Source organism: Rhodococcoides kyotonense, from assembly GCF_001645385.1.
GTDB classification, from domain to species: domain Bacteria; phylum Actinomycetota; class Actinomycetes; order Mycobacteriales; family Mycobacteriaceae; genus Rhodococcoides; species Rhodococcoides kyotonensis_B.
Genome location: NZ_LVHI01000032.1, coordinates 259,954 through 277,286 on the forward strand (window position 1 = coordinate 259,954; position 17,333 = coordinate 277,286).

Annotated in this window: 10 protein-coding genes and 2 pseudogenes; 2 read left to right on the forward strand and 10 right to left on the reverse strand. The window is 65.9% G+C overall.

Translation table 11 applies throughout. The features are described from left to right. Position 1: 1 nt before the first annotated feature. Positions 2-1,546, forward strand: coding sequence for an acyl-CoA carboxylase subunit beta (locus A3K89_RS20765; protein WP_068430012.1), 1,545 nt, complete (start codon positions 2-4; stop codon positions 1,544-1,546). Between the two features lie 150 nt (positions 1,547-1,696). On the opposite strand, the gene A3K89_RS20770 is transcribed toward A3K89_RS20765, so the two are convergent. The 7 genes from A3K89_RS20770 to A3K89_RS20800 form a co-directional block, all read right to left on the reverse strand. Then, positions 1,697-2,902, reverse strand: a complete 1,206-nt coding sequence (locus A3K89_RS20770) for a hypothetical protein (RefSeq protein WP_157105394.1) — start codon at positions 2,900-2,902, stop codon at positions 1,697-1,699. Positions 2,903-2,961: 59 nt separating this feature from the next. Further along, positions 2,962-6,273 carry an arabinosyltransferase domain-containing protein gene (locus A3K89_RS20775; protein WP_068430015.1) on the reverse strand — a complete coding sequence of 1,104 codons (3,312 nt, stop codon included), beginning with the start codon at positions 6,271-6,273 and terminating at the stop codon, positions 2,962-2,964. Between the two features lie 72 nt (positions 6,274-6,345). Beyond that, positions 6,346-9,558 (reverse strand): arabinosyltransferase domain-containing protein, encoded by a 3,213-nt coding sequence (locus A3K89_RS20780; protein ID WP_068430016.1) that lies wholly within the window; start codon positions 9,556-9,558, stop codon positions 6,346-6,348. A gap of 48 nt (positions 9,559-9,606) precedes the next feature. Then, complete coding sequence (locus A3K89_RS20785) at positions 9,607-11,391, reverse strand: glycosyl transferase (protein WP_068430018.1); 1,785 nt, start codon at positions 11,389-11,391, stop codon at positions 9,607-9,609. Between the two features lie 35 nt (positions 11,392-11,426). Continuing rightward, positions 11,427-13,379: a galactan 5-O-arabinofuranosyltransferase gene (locus A3K89_RS20790; RefSeq protein ID WP_068430024.1), complete on the reverse strand. Its 1,953-nt coding sequence runs from the start codon at positions 13,377-13,379 to the stop codon at positions 11,427-11,429. Further along, positions 13,380-14,144, reverse strand: a complete 765-nt coding sequence (locus tag A3K89_RS20795; protein WP_068430027.1) for a decaprenylphospho-beta-D-erythro-pentofuranosid-2-ulose 2-reductase — start codon at positions 14,142-14,144, stop codon at positions 13,380-13,382. Then, positions 14,141-15,592, reverse strand: a complete 1,452-nt coding sequence (locus A3K89_RS20800; protein ID WP_068430031.1) for an FAD-binding oxidoreductase — start codon at positions 15,590-15,592, stop codon at positions 14,141-14,143. The genes A3K89_RS20795 and A3K89_RS20800 overlap by 4 nt, the downstream gene beginning before the upstream one ends. 74 nt (positions 15,593-15,666) lie before the next feature. Between A3K89_RS20800 and A3K89_RS20805 the strand changes: the two genes are divergently transcribed. Then, positions 15,667-16,152, forward strand: coding sequence for a GtrA family protein (locus A3K89_RS20805; RefSeq protein ID WP_084423913.1), 486 nt, complete (start codon positions 15,667-15,669; stop codon positions 16,150-16,152). A gap of 164 nt (positions 16,153-16,316) precedes the next feature. Here A3K89_RS20805 and A3K89_RS20810 read toward each other — a convergent pair. The 3 genes and pseudogenes from A3K89_RS20810 to A3K89_RS26475 form a co-directional block, all read right to left on the reverse strand. Beyond that, positions 16,317-16,568, reverse strand: a pseudogene (locus A3K89_RS20810) (dTDP-4-dehydrorhamnose 3,5-epimerase family protein); the annotation flags it as partial. A 3-nt stretch (positions 16,569-16,571) separates the two neighbouring features. Further along, positions 16,572-17,159 (reverse strand): dTDP-4-dehydrorhamnose 3,5-epimerase family protein, encoded by a 588-nt coding sequence (locus A3K89_RS20815; protein ID WP_068430033.1) that lies wholly within the window; start codon positions 17,157-17,159, stop codon positions 16,572-16,574. Positions 17,160-17,162: 3 nt separating this feature from the next. After that, positions 17,163-17,333, reverse strand: a pseudogene (locus tag A3K89_RS26475) (glucose-1-phosphate thymidylyltransferase); the annotation flags it as partial.

Below are 17,333 nucleotides of genomic sequence, written 5' to 3' on the forward strand. Positions count from 1 at the left end.
CTTGACTGGTACCACCGCGGAAAAGCTGGCCGGGCTACGCGCCAACCTCGAACTTGCCAGGGAACCGGCAGGGGAGGTCGGTGTCGCCAAGAGGGCGAAGAAGGGCATCCCGAGCGCGCGCGAGCGCATCGACATGCTCCTCGACCCGGGCAGCTTCGTCGAAATCGGCGCGCTGGTCAAAGCTCCGAACGATCCGGGCGCGCTGTACAGCGACGGCGTCGTCACCGGCCACGGAACCGTCGACGGCCGTCCCGTCGCGGTCTTCTCCCACGACCAGACCGTGTTCGGTGGAACCGTCGGCGAGATGTTCGGCCGCAAGGTCGCCGGGCTGATGGACTTCGCGATCAAGGTCGGCTGCCCCGTCGTCGGCATCAACGACTCCGGTGGCGCGCGCGTGCAGGACGCCGTCACGTCACTCGCGTGGTACGCCGAGCTGGGCCGTCGTCACGAGCCGTTGTCGGGCATGTGCCCGCAGATCTCGGTCATCCTGGGCAAGTGCGCAGGCGGTGCCGTCTACGCGCCGATCAACACCGACATCGTCGTCGCCACCGAAGAGGCGTACATGTTCGTCACCGGACCGGACATCATCAAGTCCGTCACCGGTGAGGACGTCAGCCTCGACGAACTCGGCAGTGCACGCAAGCAGGCGCAGTACGGCAACGTGCACCACGTCGCGCGTGACGAGAAGGCCGCGTTCGACTGGGTGCGTAACTACCTGAGCTACATGCCGTCGAGCTGCCAGGAAGATCCGCCCGTCGTGAACCCGGGTCTCGAGCCCGAGATCACCGAGTCCGATCTGTCGCTCGACCGGATCATGCCCGACGCCGACAACGCCGGCTACGACATGCACGACATCATCCTGCGCCTGTTCGACGACGGCGAGTTCCACGAACTGTCGTCGGAAATCGCGCCGAATGTCATCACCGGTCTGACGCGGGTAGACGGCAAGTCCGTCGGTGTCGTCGCCAATCAGCCGATGTACCTGTCGGGTGCGCTCGACGCCGACAGTGCCGACAAGGCAGCGCGTTTCGTGCGCATCTGCAACGCGTACAACATTCCGCTGGTGTTCCTCGTCGACACACCCGGCTTCCTGCCCGGCGTCGACCAGGAGAAGGTCGGCGTCATCAAGCGCGGTGGCCGATTCCTGTTCTCGTACATCGAAGCATCCGTCCCGAAGATCACCGTCGTGGTCCGCAAGGCATACGGCGGCGGCTACGCAGTGATGGGCTGCAAGCAGCTCGGTGCCGACATAAACTTCGCCTGGCCGACGGCCCGTATCGCGGTCATGGGCGCCGAGGGTGCCGTCAACATCATCGGACGCAAGCAGCTCGCCGCGGCAGGCGAGAACGCCCCCGCCGTGCGTCAGCAGCTCATCAACTTCTACAACGAGCACGTCGCCACCCCCTGGGTCGCGGCCGAGCGTGGCTACATCGACGCCGTCATCGAGCCGTCGCAGACCCGCCTCGAGCTCCGTAAGGCGTTGAAGCTGTTGACGGAGAAGAAGGTGTTCAAGAACCCGCGGAAGCATCACCTGTTTCCGATCTAGTGTCCCGGCCTTTTCGGCATCGATGGCCCGCAGCATCCGATAGACGGTTGCCGCGGGCCATTCATGTTGGTGGCCGACTCGGGCCTGTTGGCATCGATGGCCCGCAGCATCCGTTGGACGGTTGCCGCGGGCCAACGATGCGGTCGGTGGTCAGGGCTTCACGACGATCCGCGGTCTTGGCCGGCTCCGCGCGAGTTCGTAGTGAGACCTCAAGTCCGCCAACACTTTCTCAGGGTTGTCACGAATCTCGCTGGGCAGTGTGGACAGCAGGAGAAGACCTTGATTCTGTATATGCGTTCGCCGTTCCATGGTCTTCGCGTGGTCGGGAGGGGAGAGGTGGTGAGCGTAGGAGTCGACTTCCCACACCCAACCGACCTCGTCGAGGAAGTTGTCGAAGCATCCGATGAACACGCCGGATTCGGTGTACACGTTGCAGTTGTGCAGCATCGGTGGGAGCCCGCTGCGGGCGTAGAGCTTCTGTGCTTCGGCTTCCGCGACCGAATGCGCGTCGTCGCGTAACTCGTTCACTACTCGTCGGCTTATAGCGCCGTATTGTCTTGGCCCATCGCGCAGTTCGCGGTCGATGTCGGCGATCGTGACTTCGCCGCGTTGGAGAACCTCGGCAAACAACTGAGTGCACAACTTGTCGCTGGTCACTGCACGCGTTGTGTCGACCAGGCACCGAACCAATGGCGCGACGCGGAGGCTACCTTTGATGGTCGGGTCGGGTAATCGGCCCGTGCGCTCCACGCGCACAAAAGATTTGGAGGCGCGTCGTAGGTCCGACGGGATCAGCACATGCACCTCGCTGGGCGTGGCGCCCGTCCCGTAACCGTGCGCGCCGAGGCCGACGCGACCGGTGATCATGCTCGTAGGACCGCAGTACTCCAGTGCGGCGATCGACCGCTGAAGAGGCGTCGGGTACCCGTTGTGCAGTAGATAGACGCTCGGCAGCGCGTGCTGCCAAGGCCCGCCGGGCGCGCACCGGGCGGTGAGGGTGCTGTCAGAGACCTTCGCTTCCCGAAGCATTGCCCGGGTGACGACGCCGTGAGTGCTGAGATCGTGCAGTTGAGACGGTGACCATTTCGGTTTCTTCATGCGCTCACCCTCGACGTTCGCGCCGACATGAAGATCGGTATCCCGCAGGTCGCGAATTGGGTTGTGGATAGCGGAGTCCTGTGGACAACTATGGTCGTGTCGGCGATGGGCGAGGACAGTCGACGCGCCGTTGTGGTGCCGATCTGGTGCGGTCGCACCGGTTGGCATCGATGGCCCGCCACAGTCGTTAGACGGTTGCCACGGACCATCGATGCCGAAAAGGTGCGCTGAAGCAACGGCATCGATGGCCCGCCACAACCGTTAGACAGTTGCCGTGGTCCATCGATGCCGGAAGGGCTCAGCAGAACCCGCAGAACCTACCTGTCGAACACGCGCAGGTTTCCGGGCGTCCAGAAGCCCGATCTCGTGGCTTCAGCGGTGTCGATGGTCGCCGGGACGGCCTGGGGGTAGTACGGGTCGTAGCGCTCCAATGAGCCCCAGTCGCGCGCCCAGTCCCGGTTGAGGTAGGTGGGCACGGTCACGGGCTGGGCGAGGAGTTCGCTCCATCCCAGCGGACCACCGTTGTCCGCGGACTGCCAGGTGTCGGTGGAGCTGACGGCCAGCGGGCGGTCGGGGAGGATGCGGTATCCGGGCACCTCGGCGACGCCGTACTGGTGGTCGAAGGGACGCTGGCACGGGAACTGCAGTCCGACGGCCCAGTCGAGCAGCACGGGCTGTTCGCTGCCGATGACGGAGTTCAGCGTCTCCAGCTGCGGAACGCGCGGCGGGGTGAACGCGAACCACTGGTCACCGGTCAGGTTCGGGTCGTTGGCGACGATGCGAACGGCGTCGGCGTCGCCCGGCAGATCGGCGATCGGGATGCGCAGGTTGCGCCAAGACGGCGCGGGGCCGATGTCGCGGGGCAGGTAGGTGCCCTTGACGTCGACGGTGCCGTCGGGCTGGCGGGTGCCGTATTCGACGAGCAACGACTGACCGTACGTCATCGCGCCGGTGTCGTCGTACGACAGGATGCGGCCTGCGGCCGAGATGACGATCAGCGGTGCCGAGTCCGAACGCTCCGGCAGCGCATACCAACTCGACGTGGCCGACGCAGGCTCCTGGATGCCCGGCTGGTAGGAGCCGAGGACCGGGGTGGTGGCGGGGTCGAGTCCGAACGGCAGTGCCGCGGTGGAACCGTTGACGCCACGGGCGCCGACGCCTCCTCCGGTGCCCGAGCTCTGGCCTTCCTCGAATGCGGGTCCGACGCTCTGCTGATCCGTATTGCCTTGTCCCGGTTTGACTTCCACGGCGTCGGCGCTGAGGTCCGTCGGCACACCGTTCGGTGTGAAGTTCGACGGCGTCGATCCTCCCAACGGTCCGGTCTCGGGGTCGAAGTCGTCCGGAATCGGTTGCAGCACGCCGGCATTGGCGTCGGATTCGACGAGGACGTCGTTCGCGAGTCCGCACGTGTTTCCGGTCAGTGCCTGGATGTTCGAGCGCGCCAGCGAGTAGGCCGGGTATTGCGACACGGCGCCCTTGACGAGTGACAGCACTTCGAACAGCACCATCAGTCCTGCGATCACGGTCAACGGTGCTGCCGCGAACTTCTTGATGCGTCGTCCGCGTTCGGTACCTGCGCGCGGCTGCGGCGGGGCATAGCCCTCACGCAGATACTGCCATGCGGCGAGTGCCAGCGCGAGCGCGAAGAGCACGAGAAACAGTGTGTTGGACTGGTTTCCGCTCAGCGACACCGTCTTGTCGAACCACGGCACACCGTAGCTGGAGACGTACCACCATCCGTTGATGCCCGAGAACGACAGTGCGAGAACGAACATCAGGCCGGCGAGGAAGATCGTCCTGTTCCGGCGCGAACGCAGTGCGCTCGCGGAGACGGCAACGGCCGTCAGGGCTGCAAGGCTGCCTGCGATGCCCGCGTACGAACCGAAGTGGTGGGTCCACTTGGTCGGGTTGAACATCATGAAGAAGATCGTTCCGAAGACGACGCCCATCAGACGCCACGCGGGCCCGTTGGAGATGCCGGGAACGCGGCGGCGACGCAGCAGCACGAACAGCGTCGTGAAGAGACACAGGATCATGGCGAGGAACGCGAAGCGGCGTGCCACGGAACCGTCGACGGTCTGGACGAACAGGTAGTAGTAGCGCAGGAAGTCCTGGTACCACGCCTCGCTCGGACCGATGGCGGTACGCACCCGCGTCGACTCCATGACCGTCGCGAACGTCTGGTCGGCGAAGACGACGACGAGTACGAGGAAGCCGGCGGCAGCCAACGGCGCCAGCAGCGGCAACGTGCCGACGAGACGATGACGACGCACCACGATGCGGGCCATCGGGCGGGCACCTGCGAGCAGGGCAGCCACACACATCAGACCGGTGGGCGCCGACGCGAGCGTGAAGGCGCCGATCAGGAACGCGGCCGCGGCGGGCAGCAGCCGTCCGGTGGCGATGGCGCGCTCGATCGAGCACCACGTCAGCAGCGCACCGACGGCAACGATGGGTTCGGGTCGCAGGCCGTTGTTGTAGGGCAGCCAGAAGGCGAGGAAGACCAGGCCGCCGGTCCACAGTGCGACGTTGGACTTCCGCACTGCCCGGCCCAGGCGCGGGACGACCTCGCGGCTGATGACCATCCAGCAGAGCACGCCTGCGATCAGTGCGGGCAGACGCATCCACGGGCTTGCCGTCGAGATCTTGGCGAAGACGGCCAGGACGTCGTAGTACCAGCCGAAGGGTGCCTCGGGGACACCGAACCAGCGGAAGTAGTTGGCCATGTAGCCCGACTTCTCGGCAGCACGGGCCATCGTCAGCAGGTATCCGTCGTCGGAGGTGTTCGCGCCGACGAAGTGCCAGCCGACGAGCACGCCGACGACGGTGACGTCGACGCCGGTGAACTTCCACCAGTGCGACGGGAAGAACCTGCGGTGACCGCGGCCGTCGATGCCGTCGAGACGTCCGAGCGCAACCATCGCGGAGATCGTGCAGACGACGGCGACGATCATGGCCAGGAGTTTGAGAAGGGTGGGTGTCGACGAGAACCGCGAGTCGACGTCGATCGTGACCGACATGCCCGCAGGTGCTGCGCCCTGGAGGTCGGTGAAGACGCCGACGACCTGAGGTCGCAGGTCGCCGTCGAGGCGTCCGGCGCGCGGGTTGCCCGCGTCGTCGGACAGCCCGGTGAATTCGGCCGTGGTGGAGTCGATGTCCGAGTTGATCTCGATGGACCCGCAGGCTGCGCCTTCGACGTCGGCGCGAGGTGCCGACGCGACGACGACGTTGCGGTCGAGAACATCGACCGACCCTTCGCTGACGCGCACGAACAAGCTGTTCAGCGCCGCGCCCTCACCCTGCGCAGGGGCCGTCGCGAGCAGCAGTCCGCCCTGCGGCGGCAGCTGGGCGACGGCGCTACACGGAAGGGTCGCGGTGAAGGCGATCGGCGCCTGGGAGACGAGCGGCGCGTCGACGTCCTGAATCGATCCGTTCTGCGGCCACGAGATGGTCGACGTCGTCTGCACGACGGGCAGGAACGGCGTCATGATCGCCAACAGCGCGCCGAGCAGACCCGTGACTATCGCGACCAGCCGCGTCGTGCGGACTTGGGATCGCAGATCGACCGCCGAGCCCTTCTTCGATGGAGCAGGGGGCACAGCGGATGTATCTGTCACGACGTCGGGCACGATTGACGATGTTATGCGACCGTGATCGGTTCATCGCACCCGCGTCGGAAAGAAACCGGCAAGAATCCCGTTTCATCCGACTCTGATGGGTCCCTCCGACTCCCATCCGCTGCGGGTGACCGTGTCGACCGTCAGCTCGGCCGGCGCAGCGGACGAATCGATCGGCGTGAAACGCTCGAGCGAACCCCAGTCGCGGTCCAGGTCGTCGCGTAGATAGGTCGGTACGACCTGCGCCGACAGGACGAGCTGCTGCCATCCGAGCGGTCCGCCGCCGTACGCGTCCATGACGGGGCTGTGAGCTGCCGCACCACTGCGGTCGGGCAGGATCCGGTACTCGGGCAGTTCGGCGACGCCGTCCTTGTGACCGAACGGACGCTGGCACGGGAAACCGAGCGCGACGGTCCAGTCGAGCATCACCGGGACATCGGGTCCGATGACGTCGACGAGCGGGGTCGTGCGCGGAATGCGCGGCGGCGTCACCGCGAGCCACTGGTCGGGCGAGATGTCGGAGTCGGTGGCGACGAGGCGGATGCGGTCGGCGTCACGTGGGATGTCGGCCAGCGGCACCCGCAGGTTGCGCCACGACGGCTGCGGTCCGATGTCGATCGGCGTGATGCGTCCGAGAACCTGGTCTCCCGACGCGTACTCCACCTCGAGCGGCTGGCCCGACGCGACGATGCCGTCGGAGTCGACCGAGCGAATGCGTCCTGCCGCGCTGATGGCGATGAAGTCGCTGGCAGGGTCGTCGGGCAGGGCGAACCACCCGGTCTCGAGGGTCGCGGGTTCCGCCGTGTCGGCGCCGTAGCTGCCCAGAACCGGGGTGCGCGACGCGTCGAGCCCGAACGGCAGGGCGACGGAGCTTCCGTTGATGCCGGTGGCCTCCGTGGTGCCGCCTTCGGTGCCGGAGGCCCCGGACGCGGATGCCGTCTGCTGGTCGGTGTCCGCGTCGTCGCCGAATCCGCGGGTGCTCTGCTGCGAGACGTCTTCCTCGTCGGCGGTCAGGTCGGTCGGGACGCCGTCGGGTGTGAATCCGGTGGTTCCCGGCCCGGCGAGGGAGTCCGCGGCGGACGAATCGATCGGCGTGAGCATCGAAGAATTCGGATCTTGTTCGACGAGAACATCATTGGCGAGCGAGCACGAGTTCCCGGCCAGCGCGTTCAGGTTCGAACGGGCCACGGAGTACGCCGGATACTGGGCCACGATGCCCTTGGCGAACGACAACAGCTCGAACAGCACGATGAATGCGGCCATCACCGTCAGCGCGGACACGCCGAAGCGCGCGGATCGGGCCGGCGCGCGATAGGGCGCGCGGAGATGCTGCCACCCGGCGTACAGGAGCGCGAGGACGGTGAGTCCGAGAAAGACCGTCGAGAAGCCTTTGCCGAGGATCATGGGCGGCTTGTCGAACCACGGGATGCCGTAGCTCGAGACGTACCACCAGCCGTTCGAGCCGGTGAACGCGAGCGCGGTCAGGAACAGGACCGCCGCGGTGAACAGCGTGCGGTTGCGCGCGTTCTCCCGTGTCACGGAGGCGACTGCGACCGCGGCGACGGCTGCGAGCGATGCGGCGAGGCCCGCGTAGACACCGAAGTGGTGCGTCCACTTGGTCGGGGTGAACATCATGAGCGCCAACGCGCCGATCACGATGCCGACGATGCGACGCGACGGGCCGAGTGCCACACCGGGAATGCGACCGTTGCGACGCAGCATGACGACGATCGTCGTGATGACGCACAGCACCATTGCGAAGACCGCGAATCGGCGGGCGAGCGAGCCGTCGGGCGTGATCTCCATGAGCGAATCCCAGCGGGTGCGCTCGTCGAACCAGGGGACGTTCGGGCCGACGGCCGCACGCGCTTTCGTCGCCTCGAGAACCGTCGTCACCGTTTGATCGGCGAAGACGGCAGCGATGATGACGGTGCCCGACGCGAGAATCGGGGCGAGGACGGCGGCGTATCCGACCATGCGTGCTCGCGCGATGACGACGCGAACGAGGGGGCGTCCGCCGGCGAGAAGGGCGGCGACGCAGATGAGTCCCGTCGGCCCGGCGGCCAACGAGAACGCGGCGATGAGGACGGCGACGGCGGCAGGGAGGAGTCGGCCGGTGGCGATGGCACGCTCGATCGAGCACCACGTCAGCAGCGCGCCGAGAGCGATGACCGGCTCGGGGCGTAGACCGTTGTTGTAGGGGAGCCAGAACGCGAGGAACACCAGTCCCGCCGTCCAGATGGCGACCTTGTCGAAGCGGACGGCGCGACCGAGACGTGGAATCACCTCACGGCTGATGACCGCCCAACACAGCACCGCGGCGACGAGCGCCGGCAGGCGCATCCACGGGCTGGCCGTCGACACCTTCGCGAACGCGGCGAGCATGTCGTAGTACGGCATGCCGAACGGCGCTTCGGGGACGCCGAACCAGCGGTAGTAGTTGGCCATGTACCCGGCGTGCTCGGAGACGCGGGCCATTGTGAGGAGGTAGCCGTCGTCGGACGTGTTCGCGCCGATGTAGTGCCACACCACCAGCACGCCGACGACGATCCCGTCCACCACGGTGACGCGCAGCCAATGCGCGGGGAAGAAACGGCGTCCTCGACGGCCGTCGAGCAGGTCCAACCGATGCAGCGCGATCAGCGACACGATCGTGCCGAGCACCGCGACGGCCATCGCGAGCTTCTTCAGCAGGGTCGGGGTCGACGAGAACCGTGAGTCGATCTGCACGTCCACGCTCAGCCCTGCGGGCGCGGCGCCGTCGAGTTCGGAGAAGATACCGACCGTCTGCGGGCGCTGGTCACCCTCGATCGTGGTCGTGACGTCGGTGCCCGCGGCCGACGCGGTGCTCACGACGTCCGTCGAGCTGATGTCCACCGACGAGCACGACGCCAGCTCGGCGTCGGTCAACGACAGCAGAACCTGTTCGCGCAACACCGCCTGCAGGCCGCCCTCGGTGCGGGTCACGACGAGTCCGACGCCCTGGGCGTCGGGCGCGCCCGGTGCGGTGGTGGACAGAACGACCGTGTCGGGAGCTGCACCGGAGATCACGTCGCACGGGATGGACGCGTCGATCGACAGCGGCGAGTACGACACCAGCGGCGCCTCGACGGAGTTCAGCGTTCCGTTCTGCGGCCAGCTGATCGACGCCGAATCCTGAGTGACCGGCAGCAGTGGCGTCACGATCGCCGCGAGGACGGCGATGACACCGGAGACGACAGCGACCAGTCCCGCCGAGATACGTGACGTCGATTTTGCGGAAGGCGGTTTCGGTGCGGTGGCTGCTGCGGTGGACACGATTGTCGATGCTAGGGCACGGGCCTGTGGGCCCCTGTTTCTCGCAGGTCAGGGAGTGTTCACCAATTGGCGCACGTCCCACACCCAAACGCCGCCGTGAAATTCGCCTTCCGAACCGAGGAGTTGGTCGACGGTTCCGCGCAGCGCGGTGGCGTTCTTTTCCGGCGGCAGGACGACGACGTCGGCGTTCCAGAAGCGCAGATCGTCGACGGCCTGTGCCCGTTGGTCGGGAGTGATGTCCGGGACCGTGCCGGAGTTCTGCACGGATCCGAGCAGCAGAGCGGTCGGACGATCGACGGCACCGTATTTCGCCTTCTTGTCCGCCGCGTCGCTCGGCCCGACGAAATAGCCTGCGGCGAGCGGGAATTGCATGTCGGCTTGGATCTGCCAGCGCAGCGGACGTGCATCCTCGGGGCGCGGCAGCGGCACGGTGACGACCGAGCCGTCGGACACGTAGTTCTTCCACTCGTCGCCCGCGAAGAACTGAGGCGTCGGCGACCGATCGACGGCCTGCAGCGGCGTCGGTACGAGCGGAATCAGGGCCAGCGCCAACGCGATCGACCACAGCGCAGGAACCGGACGCAATCCGCGTCCGAATGCCTTGTCGGTGGCGACGACGATCAGCAACGCGAGCGCGGGCACGGCGGCCAGCGCGAAACGAGTTTCGAGTACCGACTCGACGAGATGCAACTCGGCCAGCCACGTCCACGGCAATTCGATTCCGGTGTTGCGCTTGCCGATGTACAGCTCGGATCCGAGGGACAGAACGCTCACGACGACGACCGTCACGGCCGCGGCGCGCACCCGGGCCTCGCGCCACATCCACAGGGTGGCGATCAGACCCAGGACGAGCAGCGGCCAGCCGAAGTAGGCGTTCTCCTCGGTGGCGTTGATGCTGACGTCCTGGCCGGGTGTGGCGGTGCCGCCGATGGATTGGGCCGGGAACTGGAACAGAGCTTTGACGTCGTTGCCCATGTTGCCGTGTTCGAGGAACGAGTAGCTCTGCGGCCCGAAGAACTGCCAGTACAACGGAATCGCGACGAGCAGCAGCGTCAGGATCGCGGCTGACGGAAGGCTTTTCGACGCGTTCTTCACCGCAGGAACGAAGCTTCGCGGGCTGCCGAGGTAGTAGGCGAAGGCGAACACGCCGAACGCGATCGCGAAGATCAGCAGCGGCTCCTCGCCCAACATGATCTGCAGCGCGACGACGAGGCCGAGCGTGATGGTACTGCGGCGGGTGGGGCCGTCCTGTGCGATGCCGATGACGAGCGACGCGATCACCGGCAGCAGGAACAGGACGACGAAGTTCGGGTGACCGTTGGCGTGCGACACCATCCCTGGGGCGAACCCGCAGAGCGCTCCTCCGAGTGCCGACGCTCCCTTCGACGCGCCGACGCGTCGCGAGAACAGCCAGTACCACGCGTACGCGGTGCCGCCGAGGCCCGCGGTGAGGGCGATGGCCCACGTGACGGTCGGGCCGAACAGCAACGTCACGGGTGTGAGCGGAATCGACAGCCCGAACATCGCCGTGTTGGCCATCAGGTTCACGCCGAGTGGGTAGTTCTGCAGATCGCTCGACATCGGATTGTCGAGGTGCGCGACGGCATGCGCCGCGACGGCGAAGAACCATTCCCACATGGCCTGGTCCTGGCCGCTGTTGTACAGGTACCCGCTGGACAGGTTTCGCCACTGACCTTGCAGGACGAACAGGGCGCCGACGGTGAACGCTACGGCGGCCGCGAGGTCGGCGCGGTGGAGCTGTCGTCGCGCCCCGGTCTTCTGTTCCTGCGTCGTCCCCGAAGGCCCGAGAACGGTCTGGTCGGTGGTTGTCATCGAATCGAACGTTACGTGAACGTTATGTGTTTTGCCTACGAAACTCGTGTGACCAGCGCAAACGGTCCGATGTCGGTGACGGTGAATCGCGGATCCTCGAACGGCGACTCGTCGAACGTGACGGTGTAGCGCCGTACGTTGGGGTCGTTCGGGTAGACGTCCTCGGCAAGGCGCAGCGTGTAACCGTCGGCGCCGCGGCGAAACAGGAAGGCGTCGGGAGCTGTCCATTCGCTGCCGTCCATCGCGGCGACGAGCTCGTCGGGCGACTCCAGCTCCGCCCAGTCCTCGATGGCTGCGGCCCGCTGATCGAACTGAGCCAGCGGATTCGCGTAGTGCGACGTCAAACCCTGAAAGCCGAAGTACGGGTAGTAGCTGAGGAACGACGTGTCCGCCGTCAGCACGATCGTCTCGTCGCGAGGCTTGCCGAGTTGCTCACCGATGGCCTTGTCGACGTCGCCGTAGTACGACACCGCGCTCGGTGGCCGCTTGTCGGCGCGCACGCCGTCACCGTCGGTGTCCTGGTAGGCGACGGTGATCTCGGTCTGCAGCACCTGCGGGATGTTCTGGGCGAACGCCAACGCCCCCACGGCCGCGACGACGACCGCTGCGGCCTTGAACCGCACCGGCTCGTTGATCGCCTGGTAGATCGCCTTCGAGCCCTCGATGAAACCGAAAACGCCTGCGGCGCCGAGCAATACGATCAGTACCGCTTCGAGTCTGAAACTCAGCAGCGTCGTTCCCGCGACGGTCGCGGCCATGGACAGCAGCGTCCACAGATACACCGCGACGACGCCGATGGTCAGTGCCTGTGCCCGTCGCGACGTGGCGGTCCGCACGGCGAGCCACAGTGTTCCGATCATCGTGAGCGCGCCGAGGAGCGAGAACTCGAACATCGGGAACGGCAGTGTCGCACCGGTTTCCGGTAGATAGTGCAGCGCGGTGCCGGACGTCGCCGGTGTACCGGTCAGCGCATCGACCAGATACGGCAGCCACACCGTCAGCGCGACGAGCCCGGAGATCACCGCGATCACGGCGAGCCTGACGACGACGGGTATCGCTGCGCGCCACGTCTTCTCGGCGCGAATGCCCAGGAACGCCGAGACGATCGCCATCAGTACGACGGCGAACGCGGCCATCCCGAGGTAGAGGGTGTAGAACGTCGCAGCGAGACCGAGGAACAGACCGGTCCCGACGACAGCGCCCCAGCCCCAGCCCTTGCCCGCCTTTGTCGGCATCGATGGACCGCTGTCGCCGTCTATCGGATGCCGCGGACCATCGATGCCGACGAAGCGGGCAGTCACCGGCCGATTCAGCGCACCCCACGCGAGCAGGAAGGCCGGCGCGATCAGGAGAGCGATGACGGCACTGTAGGCCTCGGGAGATGCATAGGCAACGACGAGAGCCGTCGTGACCGCGGAGACCGCGACGGCCAGGTCCGCGCGAACCAGTTGGCGCCACAGTGTGTAGGCGACGACGGCAGTGACGGCCAGGAAGCCGATTGCGAACGGCTTGAACACTTCCCAGCCGTCCATGCCGAGCAGGTTGCCGACGCGTCCGCCGATCCAGAACCATCCGGCCGGGTAGAACGGCGGAATGTCCGCGTACGTCATGTCGCGCAGCGCAGCCGAATCCGTCAACCGCGTCAGGTATTCGGTGCGAAACTCCTGGTCGACGCTGATGCCGAACAGATAGAGTTTCGTTGCCGCCAAAGGCATTCCGAGCGTGACCGTCACGAAGCCGGACAGGCCCACCCATGTGAGCCCGCGTGCCAGCCATGCACGAGTGCCGCGTCGGTACAGCACGATGGCCGCACCGAGCAGGGCCGCACTTACGACCTGTCCCAGCGTCGTGAGTGCCCGTGTGACGTTGGACGAGTTGAACGCCGGCCACTCGACGAGCGAGAAGGCGTACAGCCCGACCGTCGCAACGAGTGTCGCGACGAGAGCGGCCAGTACGCCGTCGACGGCGGTCCCGAGCGCTCGTTTCATCTAGATGGGCAGCTTGCGGAAGATGGGCCGCGGGACGTGCCGCAGGATCATCATCACGAAGCGGAACGGCCCGGGTGCCCAGACCAGGTCCTTGCCCTTCTGCGACGCGGCGACTGCCAGCGCGGCGATGTCTTCCTTGTCGACTGTCAGCGGTGCTTCCTTGACGTGGGCGCTGAACTTGGTGCGCACCATGCCCGGGCGGATGACGGTGACGCGAGGACCGAACGGGCGCAACGCTTCTCCGAGTCCGAGGTAGAAGCCGTCGAGACCCGCCTTGGTGGAGCCGTAGACGAAGTTCGAGCGACGCACGCGCTCACCGGCGACCGACGACATGACGATGATGCGTCCCGACGCCTGTGCCTTCATCTTCTCGCCGAGCAGCACGCCGACGGAGACGGACGCGGTGTAGTTGATGTTGGCCGTCAACACCGCCTTGCGCTGGTCCTGCCACAGTTCCTCGGCGTCGAAGTCGACGGCGAATGCCACGATGGCGACGTCGACGTCACCCTTGGACCAGGCTTCGTCGATGACCTTCGGGTGCGACGCGGTGTCGAGTGCATCGAAGTCGATGACGTCGACTGCCTTGGCGCCCTTGGCCGTCAACTGTGCGACGGCACTGTCGCGCAGCGGGTCGTTCGGCAGCGCCGCAAGGATGACGCGGGCGGGCGATTTCGCCAGGTACTCCTCGGTGATGGCGAGACCGATCTCGCTGGTGCCACCGAGTACGAGAATGGTCTGCGGATTACCCACAGCGTCGATCGTCACAGCAATTCCAACCTTCTGGCCATATCGGAGGCGAAAACGCCTGTGGGGTCGACGGATCGGCGGACCTTGATCCACTCGTCGATCCGCGGGTACATCGCGTGGAAAGTCTCGGCGGTGGTCCGCGAGTCCTTCGCCGTGTAGAGGCGTCCGCCGAATTCGAGGACGCGCTTGTCGAGTTCGCGCACGAATTCGTTCAGCCCCGGCTTGATCGGGAAGTCGACGCAGATGTTCCAACCCGGAATCGGGAAGCTCAGTGGCGCTTTGTTTCCCGGGCCGAACAGCTTGAAGACGTTCAGGAACGAGTAGTGACCCGAACGCTGAATGTCGACGATGATCTTCTTGAACTCCTCGACGGCCTCCGGCGGCACCACGAATTGGTACTGCAGGAATCCCTTTGATCCGTAGGCGCGGTTCCACTCACCGAACATGTCGAGTGGGTGGTAGAACGCCGTGAGGTTCTGCACCTTGTTCCGGTAGTTGCCCGCCTTGCGGTACCAGACCTCGCCGACGGCGGAGAACGTGTACTTGTTCGCCAGACCGTTCGGGAAGATGTCCGGGAACGTGACGAGAGGCTTGGCGTTGAACCGCAGCGGATCCTTCTGCAGCTTCTCGGGCAGCTGATCCAGTCGAGCCAATGATCCACGTGAAACCGCGGCGCGACCCAGCTTCGGGGGAGCGGCGACGGCGTCGAACCAGGCGCTCGAGTAGTCGTAGTTGTTCTCGCTGCCATCGGTGTGGAGCGCGATGGTCTCGTCGAGAGTCTGCGTGACGTCGCCGTCGGCGATGAAGTACGCGGTCTCCGTCGGCGTCATCTCGATGGTGGCGCGCAGGATGATCCCGGTCAGACCGTTTCCGCCGATCGTGGCCCAGAACAGCTTGGAGTTGCGGCCGGCGGGGGTGAGGTGACGGATTTCTCCGTCGGCGGTCAGCAGTTCCATCGAGCGCACGTGGTTGCCGAAGCTCCCGGCGCTGTGATGGTTCTTACCGTGGATGTCGCAGCCGATGGCGCCACCGATGGTGACCTGACGCGTACCCGGCAGCACCGGAACCCACAGGCCGAACGGCAGGGCCGCACGCATCAGAGCGTCGAGGCTCACACCGCCGTCGACGTCGACGATGCGTGTCGTCGCGTCGATGCTGTGAATGCCGTTCAGCGCGGTCATGTCGACGACGAGGCCGCCGGAGTTCTGAGCGTTGTCACCGTACGACCGGCCCAGGCCACGTGCGATGACGCCGCGGCGAAGGTGGGACGGCTTGCTGTCGTTCTGCTCTGCGACCTGCTTGACGGCCTTCGCGATGAGCTCGGGGTCCGAGGTGGAGAGCACCTCACCCGTCGAGGGCGCCGTGCGTCCCCATCCGGTGAGTGTGCGGGTGTGCGTGGGTAGCGGCGCAGTGTTCCCGGCCTGGGGTTCCAGGGGGAAGAGTGCGTCGTCGGCTGTCGTGGACATCGGTGTAGAGGGTACCCGCTTCGACGGGTCACTCCGCAGGCTGCGCTGAGGCTCAGGGGGGAGGGCTAGTCTCTGTGGTCGTGTCCACCCAAGACGACCGGCCGACCGGCGACGAGCATCACGCGCCTCTCCCCGTCGAACTGCCACTGACCGAGAACATCGCCGACGAGGCGCTCGACCTGAAGACTCAGATCATCCGATTCCTGGCGACGGGTGTGCTGTCGGCTGTTTTCGACTTCTCGATCACGATCGCGCTGCAGTACGGACTTGGCCTGCAGCTGTCCATCGCCAAGGCGGTCGGATTCGTGGTGGGAACAACCGTTGCGTACCTGATCAATCGGCGCTGGACGTTCAAGGCGGAACCGTCGAGAGCTCGGTTCATCGCTGTCGTCCTGCTCTACGCAGCAACGTTCGGGGTGCAGAACCTGCTGTACACGGTGTTCGGCCACCTGTGGCCCGAGGAAATCCTGTACAGCGCGGCCGCGTTCGTGATCGCCCAGGGCACCGCGACGGTCATCAATTTCGTCGTGCAGCGTGCGGTGATCTTCAAAATTCGCTGATCCGCGCAGGTTGCAGCAACTGCGCAGGTTGCAACGTGCGCGTGTGCTGGAAGGTGCGCGGTCGGGGGTGGGGCTGCCCCGGGCTTCCGGGGCGGGCGGCTTATGCGCGCAGGTTTCAGCGGCTGCGCAGGTTGCAACGTGCGCGTGTGCTGGAAAGTGCGCGGTCAGCCGTCGTATTTGGGTAGGTATCCGGCGGTGATGGCGTCGGCGAGCGAGGGTGCGGCTTTGTCTTTGTCCGAGAGCTGATACTCCAACGGTCGACCGTCGCGGCCGTGGGTGGGCCAGGTGATCGCCAGGTCCGGATCGAGGGGGTTCAGGTCGCGGTCGAGGGACGGGGTGTACTCGATCGAGCACAGGTACATCACCGTCGAGCCGTCTTCGAGGGACAAGATCGCATGCCCGAGACCTTCGGGCAGGACTCAGCCGTCGTATTTGGGTAGGTATCCGGCGGTGATGGCGTCGGCGAGCGAGGGTGCGGCTTTGTCTTTGTCCGAGAGCTGATACTCCAACGGTCGACCGTCGCGGCCGTGGGTGGGCCAGGTGATCGCCAGGTCCGGATCGAGGGGGTTCAGGTCGCGGTCGAGGGACGGGGTGTACTCGATCGAGCACAGGTACATCACCGTCGAGCCGTCTTCGAGGGACAAGATCGCATGCCCGAGACCTTCGGGCAGATACACCGCGCGCCGGTCGACGTCGTCGATGAGCACACTGTCCCACTGCCCGAACGTRGGCGAACCAACCCGCAGGTCGACGATCACGTCSAGGAACGCRCCCTTCACGGCGGTGACGTATTTCGCCTGCCCGGGAGGGGTGTCGGTGAAATGGATACCGCGCAGCACCCCGGCYGCGGACACCGAACAGTTCGCCTGCTGTAGCTCSARCGGCCGCCCGATCGCYTCYTCGAAYGCGGTTGATTTGAACCATTCGAAGAACACGCCACGATCGTCACCGAACTGGCGTGGGGTGAACTCGTAGGCGCCGGCGATCTTCAACTCGCGAAAAGTCACGTCTTATTTCCCTCGGTCGAGCAGTTCGAGCAGGTACTGCCCGTAGCCGGATTTGACGAGCTTCTCCGCCCGCTCACGCAGTTCGTCRTCGGTGATGAACCCGCGACGCCACGACACCTCYTCGGGGGCGCCGATCTTCATGCCCTGGCGTTCTTCGATGGTACGGACGAAGTT